At 68.4% G+C, this 17,179-nt stretch carries 13 protein-coding genes; all 13 read left to right on the forward strand.

All coding sequences use genetic code 11. The features are described 5' to 3' along the window. Positions 1-471 precede the first annotated feature (471 nt). The 13 genes from rpoB (at position 472) to rplB (ending at position 17,173) form a co-directional block, all read left to right on the forward strand. Positions 472-3,903: a DNA-directed RNA polymerase subunit beta gene (gene rpoB / locus ACPCK6_RS17860; RefSeq protein WP_013288641.1), complete on the forward strand. Its 3,432-nt coding sequence runs from the start codon at positions 472-474 to the stop codon at positions 3,901-3,903. Positions 3,904-3,983: 80 nt separating this feature from the next. Further along, on the forward strand, positions 3,984-7,871 hold the full coding sequence (locus ACPCK6_RS17865; protein ID WP_262013094.1) for a DNA-directed RNA polymerase subunit beta': 3,888 nt from the start codon (positions 3,984-3,986) through the stop codon (positions 7,869-7,871). Between the two features lie 96 nt (positions 7,872-7,967). Next, the gene (locus tag ACPCK6_RS17870) at positions 7,968-8,336 is read left to right on the forward strand and encodes a hypothetical protein (protein ID WP_167796934.1); all 369 of its coding nucleotides are present in this window, start codon (positions 7,968-7,970) and stop codon (positions 8,334-8,336) included. 375 nt (positions 8,337-8,711) lie between these two features. Then, positions 8,712-9,083: a hypothetical protein gene (locus tag ACPCK6_RS17875; protein WP_194801541.1), complete on the forward strand. Its 372-nt coding sequence runs from the start codon at positions 8,712-8,714 to the stop codon at positions 9,081-9,083. A 500-nt stretch (positions 9,084-9,583) separates the two neighbouring features. Continuing rightward, positions 9,584-9,958, forward strand: coding sequence for a 30S ribosomal protein S12 (gene rpsL / locus ACPCK6_RS17880; protein ID WP_007465318.1), 375 nt, complete (start codon positions 9,584-9,586; stop codon positions 9,956-9,958). 1 nt (position 9,959) lies between these two features. Continuing rightward, positions 9,960-10,430, forward strand: coding sequence for a 30S ribosomal protein S7 (gene rpsG / locus ACPCK6_RS17885; RefSeq protein WP_013288637.1), 471 nt, complete (start codon positions 9,960-9,962; stop codon positions 10,428-10,430). 75 nt (positions 10,431-10,505) lie between these two features. Further along, a complete protein-coding gene (gene fusA, locus ACPCK6_RS17890) occupies positions 10,506-12,602 on the forward strand; it encodes an elongation factor G (protein WP_194801425.1) in 2,097 nt (698 codons plus the stop codon). 223 nt (positions 12,603-12,825) lie between these two features. Continuing rightward, on the forward strand, positions 12,826-14,019 hold the full coding sequence (tuf, locus tag ACPCK6_RS17895; RefSeq protein WP_013288635.1) for an elongation factor Tu: 1,194 nt from the start codon (positions 12,826-12,828) through the stop codon (positions 14,017-14,019). Between the two features lie 355 nt (positions 14,020-14,374). Next, on the forward strand, positions 14,375-14,683 hold the full coding sequence (rpsJ, locus tag ACPCK6_RS17900; protein WP_007073037.1) for a 30S ribosomal protein S10: 309 nt from the start codon (positions 14,375-14,377) through the stop codon (positions 14,681-14,683). 11 nt (positions 14,684-14,694) lie between these two features. Beyond that, on the forward strand, positions 14,695-15,360 hold the full coding sequence (gene rplC, locus ACPCK6_RS17905) for a 50S ribosomal protein L3 (RefSeq protein ID WP_120573086.1): 666 nt from the start codon (positions 14,695-14,697) through the stop codon (positions 15,358-15,360). Next, positions 15,357-16,022: a 50S ribosomal protein L4 gene (gene rplD / locus ACPCK6_RS17910; protein ID WP_135242074.1), complete on the forward strand. Its 666-nt coding sequence runs from the start codon at positions 15,357-15,359 to the stop codon at positions 16,020-16,022. The genes rplC and rplD overlap by 4 nt, the downstream gene beginning before the upstream one ends. After that, on the forward strand, positions 16,019-16,321 hold the full coding sequence (gene rplW / locus ACPCK6_RS17915; RefSeq protein WP_013288632.1) for a 50S ribosomal protein L23: 303 nt from the start codon (positions 16,019-16,021) through the stop codon (positions 16,319-16,321). Before rplD ends, rplW begins: the two co-directional genes overlap by 4 nt. Before the next feature lie 12 nt (positions 16,322-16,333). Next, positions 16,334-17,173: a 50S ribosomal protein L2 gene (rplB, locus tag ACPCK6_RS17920; protein WP_013288631.1), complete on the forward strand. Its 840-nt coding sequence runs from the start codon at positions 16,334-16,336 to the stop codon at positions 17,171-17,173. Positions 17,174-17,179 lie beyond the last annotated feature (6 nt).

The raw sequence follows: 17,179 nt of genomic DNA on the forward strand, positions 1-17,179 counted from the left end.
ACCCGCCGGCGAACGGCGTGAGCAGGGCGTACAGCGTCCTCTCATCGGCCGGTCAGCGACGTCTGTCGGTAGCCCGTCGGTGGGAAAGACACCCCGAGCGGTAACCGGCCCTTGACGCGGCACCGGCCTGCCAGGCACGCTGAACATCAGCAAGACCTTCCGCGCTTGCAACGGCCGCCTCTCGGGTAAGGGCAACGGCAGCACCGTCGCCGCGGCTCCCGAGCGGACCGGCAGGAGCGTCGCGTTCCGAGCGGCCCGGTCGACCCGGTTTTCCGAGGTTCCAGGGCTTGTTCCGCGACGACCTGCGGGGTGGGCTGGACAGCGGTTAGCCTCTCGGCTACACTGCTAGTTTGCGCTGCCTTCCGACTTGACCCCTGCTCGGAAATGTCCGATTGTGGATATTTCTGGTGGGGTCATTGGAGTGCACGCGTACCAGCCGTTCTGCAGCACCGGTCCTCGGAAGGACGCATCTTGGCAGCTTCCCGCCCTGCGAAGACCAGTCGTACGTCGAGCGCATTCGCGCCCCGCCGAGTTTCTTTCGGTCGGATCACCGAACACCTCGAGGTCCCCAACCTCCTCGCCATTCAGAACGAGTCCTTCGACTGGCTCGTCGGCAACGAGGCTTGGCAGGGCCGGTCGGCGGACGACCCGCACGCACGCTCGGGTCTCGCGGAGATCCTCGACGAGATCAGTCCCATTGAGGACTTCTCCGGCACCATGTCGCTCTCCTTCTCGGCTCCGCGCTTCGACGAGGTCAAGGCCTCGATCGAGGAGTGCAAGGAGAAGGATCTGACCTACTGCGCGCCGCTGTTCGTGACCGCGGAGTTCACCAACAACACCACTGGCGAGATCAAGAGCCAGACGGTGTTCATGGGTGACTTCCCGATGATGACGCCGAAGGGCACCTTCATCATCAACGGCACCGAGCGCGTCGTGGTCAGCCAGCTCGTCCGCTCGCCGGGCGTGTACTTCGACAAGCAGCCGGACAAGACCTCCGACCGCGACCTCTCCAGCGTCAAGGTCATCCCGAGCCGGGGTGCCTGGCTGGAGTTCGACATCGACAAGCGCGACACGGTCGGCGTTCGCATCGACCGCAAGCGCCGCCAGGCCGTCACCGTCCTGCTCAAGGCCATCGGGTGGTCCGCCGAGCGCATCCGTGAGAAGTTCGGCTGGTCCGAGCTCATGATGACCACGCTCGAGAAGGACCACATCGCCGGCCAGGACGAGGCCCTGCTCGACATCTACCGGAAGCTCCGCCCTGGCGAGCCGCCGACCCGTGAGAACGCCCAGACCCTGCTCGACAACCTCTTCTTCAACCCGAAGCGGTACGACGTCGCCAAGGTCGGGCGCTACAAGTTCAACAAGAAGCTCGAGCTGGACGTGCCGATCACCACCGGCACGCTCACCGAGGACGACATCGTCGCCACCGTGGAATACCTCTGCCGGCTGCACGCCGGTGAGGAGGGCTATGAGGCCGACGACATCGACCACTTCGGCAACCGTCGCCTGCGTACCGTGGGCGAGCTGATCCAGAACCAGGTCCGGGTGGGTCTCTCCCGGATGGAGCGGGTCGTCCGCGAGCGGATGACCACCCAGGACGTCGAGGCGATCACGCCGCAGACCCTGATCAACATCCGTCCGGTGGTGGCGGCGATCAAGGAGTTCTTCGGTACGTCGCAGCTGTCCCAGTTCATGGACCAGACCAACCCGCTGGCGGGTCTGACCCACCGGCGCCGGCTGAGCGCGCTCGGCCCGGGTGGTCTGTCCCGCGAGCGGGCCGGCTTCGAGGTCCGCGACGTGCACCCGTCCCACTACGGCCGGATGTGCCCGATCGAGACGCCGGAAGGCCCGAACATCGGCCTGATCGGCGCGCTGTCCACGTTCGCCCGGGTCAACCCGTTCGGCTTCATCGAGACGCCGTACCGGAAGGTCATCGACGGCCGGGTCACCGACCAGATCGACTACCTGACCGCGGACGAGGAGGACCGGTTCGTCAAGGCGCAGGCGAACGCCCCGCTGAAGTCGGACGGCACCTTCGCCGAGGACCGCGTCCTGGTCCGCCGTAAGGGCGGCGAGACCGAGGACGTCGCGCCGGGCGCCGTGGACTACATGGACGTGTCGCCGCGGCAGATGACCTCGGTCGCCACCGCGATGATCCCGTTCCTGGAGCACGACGACGCCAACCGCGCGCTCATGGGCGCGAACATGCAGCGTCAGGCGGTGCCGCTGGTCAAGGCCGAGGCCCCGCTGGTCGGTACGGGCATGGAGTACCGCGCCGCGGTCGACGCCGGTGACGTCGTCGTCGCCGAGGTCGGCGGTGTGGTCGAGGATCTGTGCGCGGACTACATCACCGTCCACCAGGACGACGGCCACCGCCGGACGTACCTGCTGCACAAGTTCCGCCGCTCCAACGCCGGCTCCTGCGTCAACCAGAAGCCGGTCGTCTTCGAGGGCGACCGCGTCGAGGCCGGTCAGGTCATCGCCGACGGGCCGTGCACCGACGAGGGCGAGATGGCGCTCGGACGCAACCTGCTGGTGGCGTTCATGTGCTGGGAGGGCCACAACTACGAGGACGCGATCATCCTGTCGCAGCGCCTCGTGCAGCAGGACGTGCTCACCTCGATCCACATCGAGGAGCACGAGGTCGACGCCCGGGACACCAAGCTCGGCCCGGAGGAGATCACCCGCGACATCCCGAACGTCAGCGAGGAGATGCTCGCGGACCTCGACGAGCGCGGCATCATCCGGATCGGCGCCGAGGTCGTCCCCGGCGACATCCTGGTCGGCAAGGTCACCCCGAAGGGTGAGACCGAGCTGACCCCCGAGGAGCGGCTGCTCCGCGCGATCTTCGGCGAGAAGGCGCGCGAGGTCCGGGACACCTCGCTGAAGGTGCCGCACGGCGAGACCGGCACGGTCATCGGTGTGCGTACCTTCTCCCGCGAGGACGGCGACGAGCTGCCCCCGGGCGTGAACGAGCTGGTCCGGGTCTACGTGGCCCAGAAGCGCAAGATCCAGGACGGTGACAAGCTCGCGGGCCGCCACGGCAACAAGGGCGTCATCTCCAAGATCCTGCCGATCGAGGACATGCCGTTCCTGGAGGACGGCACCCCGGTCGACATCGTGCTGAACCCGCTCGGTGTGCCGTCCCGGATGAACATCGGCCAGGTCCTGGAGACCCACCTCGGGTGGGTGGCCAAGACCGGCTGGAGCGTGGACGGCGACGACGCCGAGTGGAAGCGCCAGCTCCGCTCGATCAACGCGCACGAGTCCGAGCCGGACACCAACGTGGCCACTCCGGTCTTCGACGGTGCCCGCGAGGAGGAGATCTCCGGTCTGCTGGCGTCGACCCTGCCCAACCGGGACGGCAACCAGCTCATCGGCGGCAGCGGCAAGGCGCAGCTGTTCGACGGTCGTTCCGGCGAGCCGCTGCCCGACCCGATCGCGGTCGGCTACGTCTACATCCTGAAGCTCAACCACCTGGTCGACGACAAGATCCACGCCCGGTCGACCGGCCCGTACTCGATGATCACGCAGCAGCCGCTGGGTGGTAAGGCGCAGTTCGGTGGCCAGCGCTTCGGTGAGATGGAGTGCTGGGCCATGCAGGCGTACGGCGCCGCCTACGCCCTGCAGGAGCTGCTGACCATCAAGTCCGACGACGTCCTGGGCCGGGTCAAGGTCTACGAGGCGATCGTCAAGGGCGAGAACATCCCCGAGCCGGGCATCCCGGAGTCGTTCAAGGTGCTGCTCAAGGAGCTGCAGTCGCTGTGCCTCAACGTCGAGGTGCTCTCCAGCGACGGTGTGGCCCTGGAGATGCGCGAGACCGACGACGAGGTGTTCCGGGCGGCGGAGGAGCTGGGCATCGACCTGTCCCGGCGCGAGCCGAGCTCGGTCGAAGAGGTCTGAGGTGGTGATCCGGGGCAGGGTCACCCTGCCCCGGATCCCACTCGTTAGCTAGCAGTACAGACGACGACATAGGGGACATAGTGCTCGACGTCAACTTCTTCGACGAGCTGCGCATCGGCCTCGCCACCGCTGACGACATCCGTCAGTGGTCCCACGGCGAGGTCAAGAAGCCCGAGACCATCAACTACCGCACCCTCAAGCCGGAGAAGGACGGGCTCTTCTGCGAGAAGATCTTCGGTCCGCAGCGGGACTGGGAGTGCTACTGCGGTAAGTACAAGCGGGTCCGCTTCAAGGGCATCATCTGCGAGCGCTGCGGCGTCGAGGTGACCCGCTCCAAGGTTCGCCGGGAGCGGATGGGTCACATCGAGCTGGCCGCTCCGGTGACCCACATCTGGTACTTCAAGGGCGTGCCGAGCCGGCTGGGCTACCTGCTGGACCTCGCCCCCAAGGACCTCGAGAAGATCATCTACTTCGCCTCGTACGTCGTGACGAGCGTGGACGCCGAAGCGCGTCACCGCGACCTCTCGACCATCGAGAACGAGATCCTGGCCGAGAAGCGGCAGGCCGAGAACAGCCGCGACTCGGAGATCGAGAAGCGGGCCGCCAAGCTGGAGGCCGACCTGGCCGAGCTGGAGGCCGAGGGCGCGAAGGCGGACGTCCGGCGCAAGGTCAAGGAGGGCGGAGAGCGCGAGATGCGCCAGATCCGCGACCGGGCCCAGCGCGAGATCGACCGCCTCGACGAGGTTCTCGACACCTTCCGCAAGCTGGAGCCGAAGCAGCTGGTCACCGACGAGCTGCTCTACCGCGAGCTGCGCGACCGCTTCGGTGAGTACTTCACCGGCAGCATGGGCGCCGAGGCGATCAAGGCCCTGGTCCAGAACATGGACCTGGAGGCCGAGGCGGAGAACCTGCGCGAGACCATCCGCTCCGGCAAGGGCCAGCGGAAGATCCGGGCGCTCAAGCGGCTGAAGGTCGTCGCGGCGTTCCAGAACACCCGCAACTCGCCGCTCGGCATGGTGCTGGACTGCGTCCCGGTCATCCCGCCGGACCTGCGCCCGATGGTGCAGCTCGACGGTGGCCGCTTCGCGACCTCCGACCTGAACGACCTGTACCGGCGTGTGATCAACCGGAACAACCGCCTCAAGCGGCTGATCGACCTCGGCGCGCCCGAGATCATCGTCAACAACGAGAAGCGGATGCTCCAGGAGGCCGTCGACGCGCTGTTCGACAACGGCCGTCGTGGTCGTCCGGTCACCGGCCCGGGTAACCGGCCGCTGAAGTCGCTGTCCGACATGCTCAAGGGCAAGCAGGGCCGGTTCCGCCAGAACCTGCTGGGCAAGCGCGTCGACTACTCCGGCCGTTCGGTCATCGTGGTCGGCCCGAAGCTCAAGCTGCACCAGTGCGGCCTGCCCAAGCAGATGGCGCTGGAGCTGTTCAAGCCGTTCGTGATGAAGCGGCTGGTCGACCTCAACCACGCGCAGAACATCAAGTCCGCCAAGCGGATGGTCGAGCGGCAGCGGCCGGTCGTGTGGGACGTGCTGGAAGAGGTCATCGGCGAGCACCCGGTGCTGCTGAACCGCGCGCCGACCCTGCACCGTCTGGGCATCCAGGCCTTCGAGCCGCAGCTGGTCGAGGGCAAGGCCATCCAGATCCACCCGCTGGTCTGCACCGCGTTCAACGCCGACTTCGACGGTGACCAGATGGCGGTCCACGTGCCGCTGTCCGCCGAGGCCCAGGCCGAGGCGCGGATCCTGATGCTGTCGTCGAACAACATCCTCAAGCCGGCCGACGGCAAGCCGGTCACCATGCCCACCCAGGACATGGTCATCGGTCTCTACCACCTGACCCACCTCACTGCGGGTGGCAAGGGCGAGGGCCGGGCGTTCAGCTCGGACGCCGAGGCGCGGATGGCGTACGACAACGGCGAGCTGCACCTGCAGGCTCCGGTCCGGATCCGGCTGCGCGACGTGGTCGGTGTGGACAACGGCGCCGGCGCCGAGCCGTGGACCGCCCCCGAGGGGTGGACCGAGGGCGAGCCGGTGACCGTGGAGACCACGCTGGGCCGGGTCCTGTTCAACGAGACGCTGCCCCCGGGCTACCGCTTCGTGAACTACGAGATCCGCAAGGGCCAGCTCTCCGCGATCGTCAACGACCTCGCCGAGCGCTTCCCGAAGGTGGCCCTGGCGGCCACCCTGGACGGGCTCAAGGAGGCCGGTTTCCACTGGGCCACCTGGTCCGGCGTCACCATCGGCATGGAGGACGTCATCGCTCCGCCGCGCAAGCGGGAGATCCTGGAGCGGTACGAGAAGGAAGCCGACCGGATCGACAAGCAGTACCAGCGTGGTCTGATGACCGCCGAGGAGCGCCGCGGCGAGCTCATCGAGATCTGGACCAAGGCGACGAACGAGGTCGCCAAGGAGATGGACACCGCGCTGCCGCAGGAGAACCCGCTGTGGAAGATGATCAACTCGGGTGCCCGCGGTAACCTGCTCCAGCTCCGGCAGATCGCGGCGATCCGTGGTCTGGTGGCCAACCCGAAGGGCGAGATCATCCCGCGGCCGATCAAGGCCAGCTACCGGGAGGGTCTGTCCGTGCTGGAGTACTTCATCTCCACGCACGGTGCCCGTAAGGGTCTCGCGGACACCGCCCTGCGTACCGCCGACTCGGGTTACCTGACCCGGCGTCTGGTGGACGTCTCGCAGGACGTCATCATCCGCGAGGAGGACTGCGGCACCGACCGTGCCATCCCGATGCAGATCGGTGAGCGCATCGACGGCAAGCTGGTCGTGCACGAGCACGCCGAGACCAGCGTGCACGCCCGGACGCTCGCCGACGACATCAAGGGCCCGGACGGCACCGTGGTGGCCCACCGCGGCCAGGACATCAACTCCATCGGGGTCGACGCGATCGTCGCCGCCGGCGTGGAGACGGTGCGGGTGCGCAGCGTGCTCACCTGCGAGTCGAAGCTGGGCGTCTGCGGTGCGTGCTACGGCCGCTCGCTGCCGACCGGCAAGACCGTGGACGTCGGCGAGGCGGTCGGCATCATCGCCGCCCAGTCGATCGGTGAGCCGGGTACGCAGCTGACGATGCGTACCTTCCACACCGGTGGTGTCGCGGGTGAGGACATCACCCAGGGTCTGCCCCGTGTCCAGGAGATCTTCGAGGCCCGGGTGCCGAAGGGTAAGGCGCCCATCGCCGACACCCCGGGTCGCATCCGGATCGAGGACGGCGAGCGGTCCCGCAAGATCGTGGTCATCCCGGACGACGGCAGCGACGAGATCGTCTACGACAAGATCTCGAAGCGGGTCCGGCTCCGGGCGCACGACGGCGACCACGTCGAGGTCGGCGAGAAGCTCACCGAGGGCACCATCGACCCGCACGAGCTGCTGCGCATCCTCGGCCCGCGCGCGGTCCAGGTCCACCTGACCCAGGAGGTCCAGGAGGTCTACCGCTCGCAGGGTGTGCTCATCCACGACAAGCACATCGAGATCATCATCCGCCAGATGCTCAAGCGGGTGACGGTCATCGACTCCGGCTCGACCGAGTTCCTGCCGGGTGTGCTGGTCGACCGGGCGCTGTTCGAGTCGGAGAACCGCCGGCTCGTCGGCGAGGGTGGCGAGCCCGCCGCCGGTCGCCCGGTGCTGATGGGTATCACCAAGGCCTCGCTGGCCACTGACTCCTGGCTGTCGGCGGCCTCCTTCCAGGAGACCACCCGGGTGCTGACGGACGCGGCGATCCACGCCCGCAGCGACTCGCTGATCGGCCTGAAGGAGAACGTGATCATCGGTAAGCTCATCCCGGCCGGTACGGGCATCAGCAAGTACCGCAACGTCCGGGTCGAGCCGACCGAGGAGGCGAAGGCCAAGGTCTACTCGATGACCGGCTACCCGGAGACCGACTACGGCTTCGGGCCGGCCAGCGGCCAGGCGGTTCCGCTGGACGACTTCGACTTCGGGTCGTACCGCTAAGCAGTAGGCGACGACGAGGCCCCCGGCATCCGCCGGGGGCCTCGTCGTGTCCGGAGTGCCGGGACCGGGGGAGCGGATCCGGGGCATGATGGAGGCATGACGACCGTGCCCGGGCAGGCGCCCGTCGTGCCGCAGGCATACCGCCATCCGCACGATCCGGAGCCGGTCCGCTCCACGAAGGCCCGCGCCGTCTTCGCGCTCGGGCTGATCGGCGCGCTCACCGGGTTCTTCATCGGCGGGGCGGTGCCGGCCACCATCGCGCTCGTGCTCGCCCGGCAGGCCCGCCGGGAGGCGTACGCGTCGGGTGGTTATCTCACCGGCGCGGACTGGCTGCGGCGTGGCGAGCAGATGGCGCGGACCGGCCTGGTGCTGACCGCCGCCGCGGTGGTCGCGGCGGTGGTGATCGGCGTGGTCCGGGCCGCTGACGCGTCGTTCGGCCACGACTTCGCGCCGAACTTCGACTGACCCGGTGGGGGAGCGGGCCCGCGCCCGCCCACCCCGCAATGATCGGCGGCGGTAGCCTGGCCGGTGTCCGCCGCGCGGCGGGCGTGTGGACAGGAGGACCCCGTGACGGAACCGGCCGCGCCGGGAGGCGATCCGACCCGCCCCGGGCCGTACCCGCCGGGTCCCGCGTCCGCGCCGGCGCACGGGCCGTACCCGGGGAGTCCGCCGGCGCACGGGCCGGGGTTCGGGGCGTACCCGGGGAGTCAGCCGGTGCACGGCGGCGGGTGGCCGGCACCGGGGAGCGCGCCGGGCCACGGTGGCTGGGGCCCGCACGGCGGGCCGGGGCTTCCGCCTCCGCCGGCCGAGACGCCGCGGCCGCCGAAGCGGGTCGACGCGGTGCCCGGTACGCCGTTCGGCGTGGTTCACCTCGACGTGCCGCCGGTCACCTCCGGCCTGGCGATCGGGTCGCTCGTCGCCGGTATCGCCGCGATCGGGGTGTCGCTGCTGGTGTTGTGCTTCGGCCTGGCCGGCCGCAACGTCGGCGGCGCCTGGGCGGCGGGCGCGTTCACCGTGCTCGGCGGGCTGATCGGTGTCGGCGCGATGGTGGCCGGGCTGCTCGCCCGGCGGCAGATCCGGCGGCCGGCGCCGCCGCCGTCGGTGCGCTTCACCGGCGCCGGGCTGGCCGTGGCGGGGATCTCCTGCGGGGCGGCGGGCCTGCTGTTCGGCCTGATCGGGCTCGCGCTGGCCCTGGTGGTGCAGATCACGTGACGTCGCGTCTGCGACGCCTGCGGCCGGTGACCTGGGTTGTGCGGTTTGTCCGGGCGCCCGAAGGCCGGGCGGTGTCGGGGCCGCCGGGTCGCGCGGCGGACGAGCCGGTACACTTGTCACTGTAGGTGCCCATCACCGGCGCATCGGCGACCCGGAGACCGGGCGGCGGACCGCACAGCGGTCCTTCCCGACCCATCCGTTTTGACCGGCGCGGCTGTGGTAGGTACTCTTTCCCCTTGTGCCCGGGCCCGCCCGGGCAATGCGTGCGTGCGCTGGAACCGGTCAGCCGGTGATCGCGCGGTCGCACCACCAAGACCAGAAGATCCGGTACGACGCGTCAGCGGCCGGCACCGGAACCGTGACTCGGGCGACACGCCCGACCGCGGGTGCTGGGGAGCCGTCAGGCGGCCCTGGTTGGAATGTAGGAGAGCCGCCCACCCGGACGGCTGGAGCAGACGGCGCGGTCGCCTCGCAGCGGCCGAAGGGAGCGGAGAAACCCGGTGCCCACCATTCAGCAGTTGGTCCGAAAGGGCCGTCAGGCCAAGACGACCAAGACCAAGACCCCGGCGCTCAAGGGGTCTCCCCAGCGGCGCGGCGTGTGCACCCGTGTGTACACCACCACCCCGAAGAAGCCGAACTCGGCGCTGCGCAAGGTCGCTCGTGTCAAGCTCAGCAGCCAGATCGAGGTGACCGCCTACATCCCGGGCGTCGGCCACAACCTCCAGGAGCACTCGATCGTGCTCGTGCGCGGCGGCCGTGTGAAGGACCTCCCGGGCGTGCGGTACAAGATCGTGCGCGGTTCGCTGGACACCCAGGGTGTCCGCAACCGCAAGCAGGCTCGCAGCCGCTACGGCGCGAAGAAGGAGAAGAGCTGACATGCCGCGTAAGGGACCCGCTCCGCGGAAGCCGCTGGTCGCTGACCCGGTGTACAACTCGCCCCTGGTCACCCAGCTGGTGAACAAGATCCTGCTGCGCGGCAAGCGTCAGCTCGCCGAGCGCATCGTGTACGCCGCCCTGGAGGGCTGCCGCGAGAAGTCCGGCACCGACCCCGTCGTCACGCTCAAGCGCGCGATGGACAACGTCAAGCCGACCCTCGAGGTGCGCAGCCGCCGTGTCGGTGGCGCCACCTACCAGGTTCCGGTCGAGGTCCGGCCGTCCCGCGCGACCACGCTCGGTCTGCGCTGGCTGGTGACCTACTCCCGGGCGCGGCGCGAGAAGACCATGGTCGAGCGGCTGATGAACGAGCTGCTGGACGCGAGCAACGGCCTCGGCGCCGCCGTCAAGCGGCGTGAGGACACGCACAAGATGGCCGAGTCCAACAAGGCCTTCGCGCACTACCGCTGGTAACACCTGAGGTTCCGGCGCCCACCGGCGCCGGAACCGCCACCAGTTGTGTCGAGACGACGATAAGTAGGGATTGAAGTGGCCGCCGCAGACGCGCTCGCCAACGTACGCAACATCGGCATCATGGCCCACATCGATGCCGGTAAGACCACTACCACCGAGCGAATCCTGTTCTACACCGGCATCACGTACAAGATCGGTGAGGTCCACGAGGGCGCCGCCGTCATGGACTGGATGGAGCAGGAGCAGGAGCGCGGTATCACCATCACTTCCGCCGCCACCAAGTGCGAGTGGAAGGGCCACACGATCCAGATCATCGACACGCCCGGCCACGTCGACTTCACGGTCGAGGTCGAGCGGTCGCTGCGTGTTCTGGACGGTGCGGTCGCGGTCTACGACGGCGTGGCCGGCGTGGAGCCCCAGACGGAGAACGTCTGGCGGCAGGCGGACAAGTACAACGTCCCCCGGATGTGCTTCGTCAACAAGCTCGACCGGACCGGCGCCGACTTCTTCCGCTGCGTGCAGATGATGATCGACCGGCTCAACGCCACCCCGCTGGTCCTCCAGATCCCGATCGGCGCCGAGTCCGACTTCATCGGCGTGGTCGACCTGGTCGAGATGCGTGCGCTGACCTGGCGCGGCGAGACCCAGAAGGGTGAGGACTACGCGGTCGAGGACATCCCGGCCGACCTCGCCGACTCGGCCGCCGAGTGGCGCGAGAAGCTGATGGAGACCCTCGCCGACGTCGACGACTCGGTGATGGAGAAGTACCTCGAGGGCGAGGAGATCTCGGTCGACGAGATCAAGGCCGCCATCCGCCGGGCCACCATCGCCGGCAAGGCCAACCCGGTCCTCACCGGTACCGCCTTCAAGAACAAGGGCATCCAGCCGATGCTGGACGCGGTCGTCGCGTACCTGCCCTCGCCGCTGGACATCCCGGCGATCGAGGGTACGGCCACCGACGGCGAGACCCCGCTGCAGCGGAAGCCCTCGGTCTCCGAGCCGTTCTCCGGCCTGGCCTTCAAGATCCAGACCGACAAGCACCTCGGCAAGCTGACGTACGTCCGGATCTACTCCGGCACGCTCGAGTCCGGTTCCCAGGTGATCAACTCCACCAAGGACCGCAAGGAGCGGATCGGCAAGATCTACCAGATGCACGCCAACAAGCGGGAGGAGCGCAGCTCCGCCCAGGCCGGCGACATCATCGCGGTGCAGGGTCTGAAGCAGACCACCACCGGTGACACCCTGTGCGACCCGGCGAACCCGGTCATCCTGGAGTCGATGACCTTCCCGGAGCCGGTCATCGAGGTGGCCATCGAGCCGAAGACCAAGGCCGACCAGGAGAAGCTCAGCACCGCCATCCAGCGGCTGGCCGAGGAGGACCCGACCTTCCGCGTCAAGCTGGACGACCAGACCGGTCAGACGGTCATCTCCGGCATGGGCGAGCTGCACCTGGACATCCTGGTCGACCGGATGCGCCGCGAGTTCAACGTCGAGGCGAACATCGGTAAGCCGCAGGTGGCGTACCGCGAGACCATCCGCCGCAAGGTGGAGAAGGTCGAGTACACCCACAAGAAGCAGACCGGTGGTTCCGGCCAGTACGCCCGCGTGATCATCAGCGTGGAGCCGCTGCCGCTGGGCAACGACGCCCCGACGTACGAGTTCGCCAACGCGGTGACCGGTGGCCGCATCCCCCGGGAGTTCATCCCCTCGGTGGACGCGGGCGCGCAGGACGCCATGCAGTACGGCATCCTCGCCGGCTTCCCCCTGGTGGGCGTCAAGCTCACCCTGGTGGACGGCCAGTACCACGAGGTCGACTCGTCGGAGATGGCGTTCAAGATCGCCGGCTCGATGGCGATGAAGGAGGCGGCCCGCAAGGCCGACCCCGCTCTCCTCGAGCCGATGATGGCCGTTGAGGTCACCACTCCGGAGGAGAACATGGGTGACGTCATCGGCGACCTCAACTCCCGGCGTGGCATCATCCAGGCGATGGAGGAGCGCAGCGGCGCTCGCGTCGTCCGGGCTCTGGTGCCGCTGTCGGAGATGTTCGGCTACGTCGGCGACCTGCGGTCGAAGACCCAGGGCCGGGCTAGCTACAGCATGCAGTTCGACTCCTACGCCGAGGTTCCGGCCTCGGTCGCCAAGGAGATCATCGCCAAGTCGACGGGTGAGTGACACTCACCATCGGCTGATCCGATGACGCGAGGGCGGTCGCGGGAGGGTTCTCCCGCCCGCGGCCACCTCGATCGGGTTGCGTGAGACCGGGCCTGTAGGCTTCATCGCCGCAGAACCCACAAAAGCTCTCCGGCCTTCCGGCCGGAAAGGCTGTCGACAGAGTCCTAAGCGCCGAACGGCGCGCCGGGGCGAACGAACCAAGAAAGTCCACAGGAGGACACCAGTGGCGAAGGCGAAGTTCGAGCGGACTAAGCCGCACGTCAACATCGGCACCATTGGTCACATCGACCACGGTAAGACGACGCTGACGGCGGCCATCACCAAGGTCCTGCACGACCAGTACCCGGACCTGAACCCGTACACGCCGTTCGACGAGATCGACAAGGCGCCGGAGGAGAAGGCCCGCGGCATCACGATCTCCATCGCGCACGTCGAGTACCAGACCGAGGCGCGTCACTACGCGCACGTCGACTGCCCCGGTCACGCCGACTACATCAAGAACATGATCACCGGTGCCGCGCAGATGGACGGCGCGATCCTGGTGGTGGCGGCGACCGACGGCCCGATGCCGCAGACCCGCGAGCACGTGCTGCTGGCCCGTCAGGTCGGTGTGCCGTACATCGTCGTGGCGCTCAACAAGAGCGACATGGTCGACGACGAGGAGCTCCTCGAGCTCGTCGAGCTCGAGGTCCGTGAGCTGCTCTCCTCGCAGGAGTACCCGGGTGACGACCTGCCGGTCGTCCGGGTCTCGGCGCTGAAGGCCCTCGAGGGCGACCCGGAGTGGACCGGGAAGCTCCTGGACCTGATGAACGCCGTGGACACCGCGATCCCGCAGCCGGAGCGCGAGACCGAGAAGCCGTTCCTCATGCCCATCGAGGACGTCTTCACGATCACCGGTCGCGGCACCGTGGTCACCGGTCGCGCCGAGCGCGGCATCCTCAAGCCGAACGAGGAGGTGGAGATCGTCGGCATCCGTGAGAAGTCGATGAAGACCACCTGCACCGGCATCGAGATGTTCCGCAAGCTGCTCGACGAGGCCCGCGCGGGTGAGAACGTCGGTCTGCTGCTGCGCGGCATCAAGCGCGAGGACGTCGAGCGCGGCATGGTCGTCATCAAGCCGGGCACCACGACCCCGCACACGGAGTTCGAGGCGACGGTCTACATCCTCTCCAAGGAGGAGGGCGGCCGGCACACCCCGTTCTTCCAGAACTACCGCCCGCAGTTCTACTTCCGGACCACGGACGTCACCGGCGTCGTCACGCTGCCCGAGGGCACCGAGATGGTCATGCCGGGCGACAACACCTCGATGACGGTGAAGCTGATCCAGCCCATCGCCATGGAGGAGAACCTGAAGTTCGCGATCCGCGAGGGTGGTCGTACGGTCGGCGCGGGTCGCGTCACCAAGATCATCAAGTGAGCTGGGTAACCCCGATTAGCGTCGCCGCCGGTCGTGCGGCATACTAGTCAGGTTGCGTAACGACAGTCGGTCGCCTGCGTCCGGTTAACGCTGGACCTCCGGGAGTCAGACTGTCTCGCGTAGGGTGGTTGATCGCCATCGGCGGTCAACCACCCTCGCGCGGCGTCCAGGTCGCGGTCCCCGCGATCGGCGCCATGACCCACCGCGTGGTCAGAGAATCGCTCCGGAGTCCCGGGGCGGAGCCTGGCCCACGGGCGCGACACGCCCGACCGCGGGGGTCGGCGGAAGTGGGCCTGTGCCAGCCGGTACAGGCGCCCGCAACACAGCGGCATCGAGAGAAGGAACAGAAGCCACCATGGCGGGACAGAAGATCCGCATCCGGCTCAAGGCCTATGACCACGAGGTCGTCGACTCCTCGGCTCGGAAGATCGTCGAGACGGTGACGCGTACCGGGGCGCAGGTCGCTGGCCCGGTGCCGCTGCCCACGGAGATCAACCGTTTCTGCGTCATCCGCTCGCCGCACAAGTACAAGGACTCGCGCGAGCACTTCGAGATGCGTACGCACAAGCGTCTGATCGACATCATCGACCCGACCCCGAAGACGGTCGACTCGCTCATGCGCCTCGACCTGCCGGCTGGCGTCGACATCGAGATCAAGCTGTAGGGACCGGACAAATGGACAGGCAAGTCAAGGGGATCCTGGGCGCCAAGCTCGGCATGACCCAGGTCTGGGACAACAACAAGGTTGTGCCCGTGACCGTGGTTCAGGCCGGCCCGTGCGTCGTGAGCCAGGTTCGTAGCGCCGACAAGGACGGCTACTCCGCGGTCCAGCTGGCGTACGGGGTCATCGACCCGCGCAAGGTCAAGAAGCCGGTCGCCGGCCACTACGCCAAGGCGGACGTCGCGCCGCGCCGGCACATCGTCGAGCTGCGCACCTCCGACGCCGCGGACTACGCGCCGGGCCAGGAGGTCACGGTCGAGGAGTTCCCGGCCGGCGTCGTGATCGACGTGACCGGCAAGACCAAGGGCAAGGGCTACGCCGGCCCGATGAAGCGGCACGGCTTCCACGGTCTGCGTGCCAGCCACGGTGTCGAGCGCAAGCACCGCTCGCCCGGCTCGATCGGCGCCTGCGCGACCCCGGGTCGCGTCTTCAAGGGCACCCGGATGGCGGGCCGGATGGGTGGCGTGCGCTACACCGTCCAGAACCTGACCGTCCAGGCGGTCGACACCGAGAACAACCTCCTGCTCGTCCGCGGCGCCATCCCCGGCCCGAAGGGCGCGCTGGTCCTGGTCCGCACTGCGGCCAAGGCGAAGGTGAAGAAGGGCGGTGCGGCCAAGTGACCACCGTTGACGTCATCAACGTCGAAGGCGCCAAGAGCGGCTCCGTCGAGCTGCCGGCCGACATCTTCGACGCGCAGGCCAACATCGCCCTGATGCACCAGGTCGTGGTGGCCCAGCTCGCGGCGGCCCGTCAGGGTACGCACAAGACGAAGACCCGCGGCGAGGTCTCCGGTGGAGGCAAGAAGCCGTACAAGCAGAAGGGCACCGGTCGTGCCCGCCAGGGCTCGACCCGCGCGCCGCAGTTCGCCGGCGGTGGCGTGGTCCACGGCCCGGTGCCGCGCGACTACAGCCAGCGCACCCCGAAGAAGATGAAGGCCGCCGCCCTGCGTGGCGCCCTCTCCGACCGGGCCCGCGCCGGCCAGGTGCACGTCGTCGAGGCGTTCGTCTCCGGCGAGAAGCCGTCCACCAAGGCGGCCCTGGCCACGCTGACCAAGCTCACCGAGGCCCGTCGGGTCCTGGTCGTGCTGAGCAGCACCGACGAGCTGAACTGGGTGTCGCTGCGGAACCTGCGCAACGCGCGGGACAGCCGGGTGCACCTGATCGAGGCCGGCCAGCTCAACACCTACGACGTGCTGGTGGCCGACGACGTGGTCTTCACCAAGGAGGCCCTGGACGAGTTCCTGGGCGTTCCCGCCGAGACCACCGAGGAGGATGGCAAGTGAGCACGATCGCCGATCCGCGTGACGTCATCGTCGCGCCGGTCGTCTCGGAGAAGAGCTACAGCGAGCTGAACCGCAACTGGTACACCTTCCTGGTGCACCCGGACGCCAACAAGACCGAGATCAAGATCGCTATCCAGCAGATCTTCAACGTCCGCGTCCTGACGGTCAACACGCTCAACCGCGAGGGCAAGCGCAAGCGGACCCGTACCGGGTTCGGCAAGCGCAAGGACACCAAGCGCGCGATGGTGAAGCTGGCTGACGGTGACCGTATCGAGGCCTTCGGCGGCCCGGTCAGCTGAGGGGTGTAGACAATGGCTATCCGTAAGTACAAGCCGACGACGCCGGGCCGGCGTGGCTCGAGCGTTGCCGACTTCGCCGAGATCACCCGGTCGACGCCCGAGAAGTCGCTGCTGGCTCCGCTGCCGAAGAAGGGCGGACGCAACGCCCACGGCCGGATCACCACGCGGCACCACGGTGGCGGCCACAAGCGCCAGTACCGTCTGATCGACTTCAAGCGGGTCGACAAGGACGGCGTGCCGGCGAAGGTCGCTCACATCGAGTACGACCCGAACCGCACCGCGCGCATCGCGCTGCTGCACTACGCCGACGGCGAGAAGCGCTACATCATCGCGCCGAAGGACCTGAAGCAGGGCGACCGCGTCGAGTCCGGTCCGGGCGCCGACATCAAGCCGGGCAACAACCTGCCGCTGCGCAACATCCCGGTCGGTACCACCATCCACAACGTGGAGCTGCGTCCGGGTGGCGGCGCCAAGCTGGCCCGCTCGGCCGGCGTCGGCATCCAGCTGCTCGGCCGTGAGGGCGCGTACGCGACCCTGCGTATGCCGTCCGGTGAGATCCGGCGTGTGGACGTGCGCTGCCGCGCCAGCATCGGCGAGATCGGCAACGCCGACCAGTCGAACATCAACTGGGGTAAGGCCGGCCGTATGCGGTGGAAGGGCAAGCGCCCGACCGTCCGTGGTGTCGCGATGAACCCGGTCGACCACCCGCACGGTGGTGGTGAGGGTAAGACCTCCGGTGGTCGCCACCCGGTCAACCCGCAGGGTAAGCCCGAGGGCCGCACCCGTCGTAAGGGCCAGCCGAGCGACCGGCTGATCGTCCGCCGCCGCTACGCCACGCGTAAGCGCGGCTGAGGGAGA

It is taken from the genome of Micromonospora sp. AB353 (genome assembly GCF_049538395.1).
Taxonomy (GTDB): Bacteria; Actinomycetota; Actinomycetes; order Mycobacteriales; family Micromonosporaceae; genus Micromonospora; species Micromonospora aurantiaca.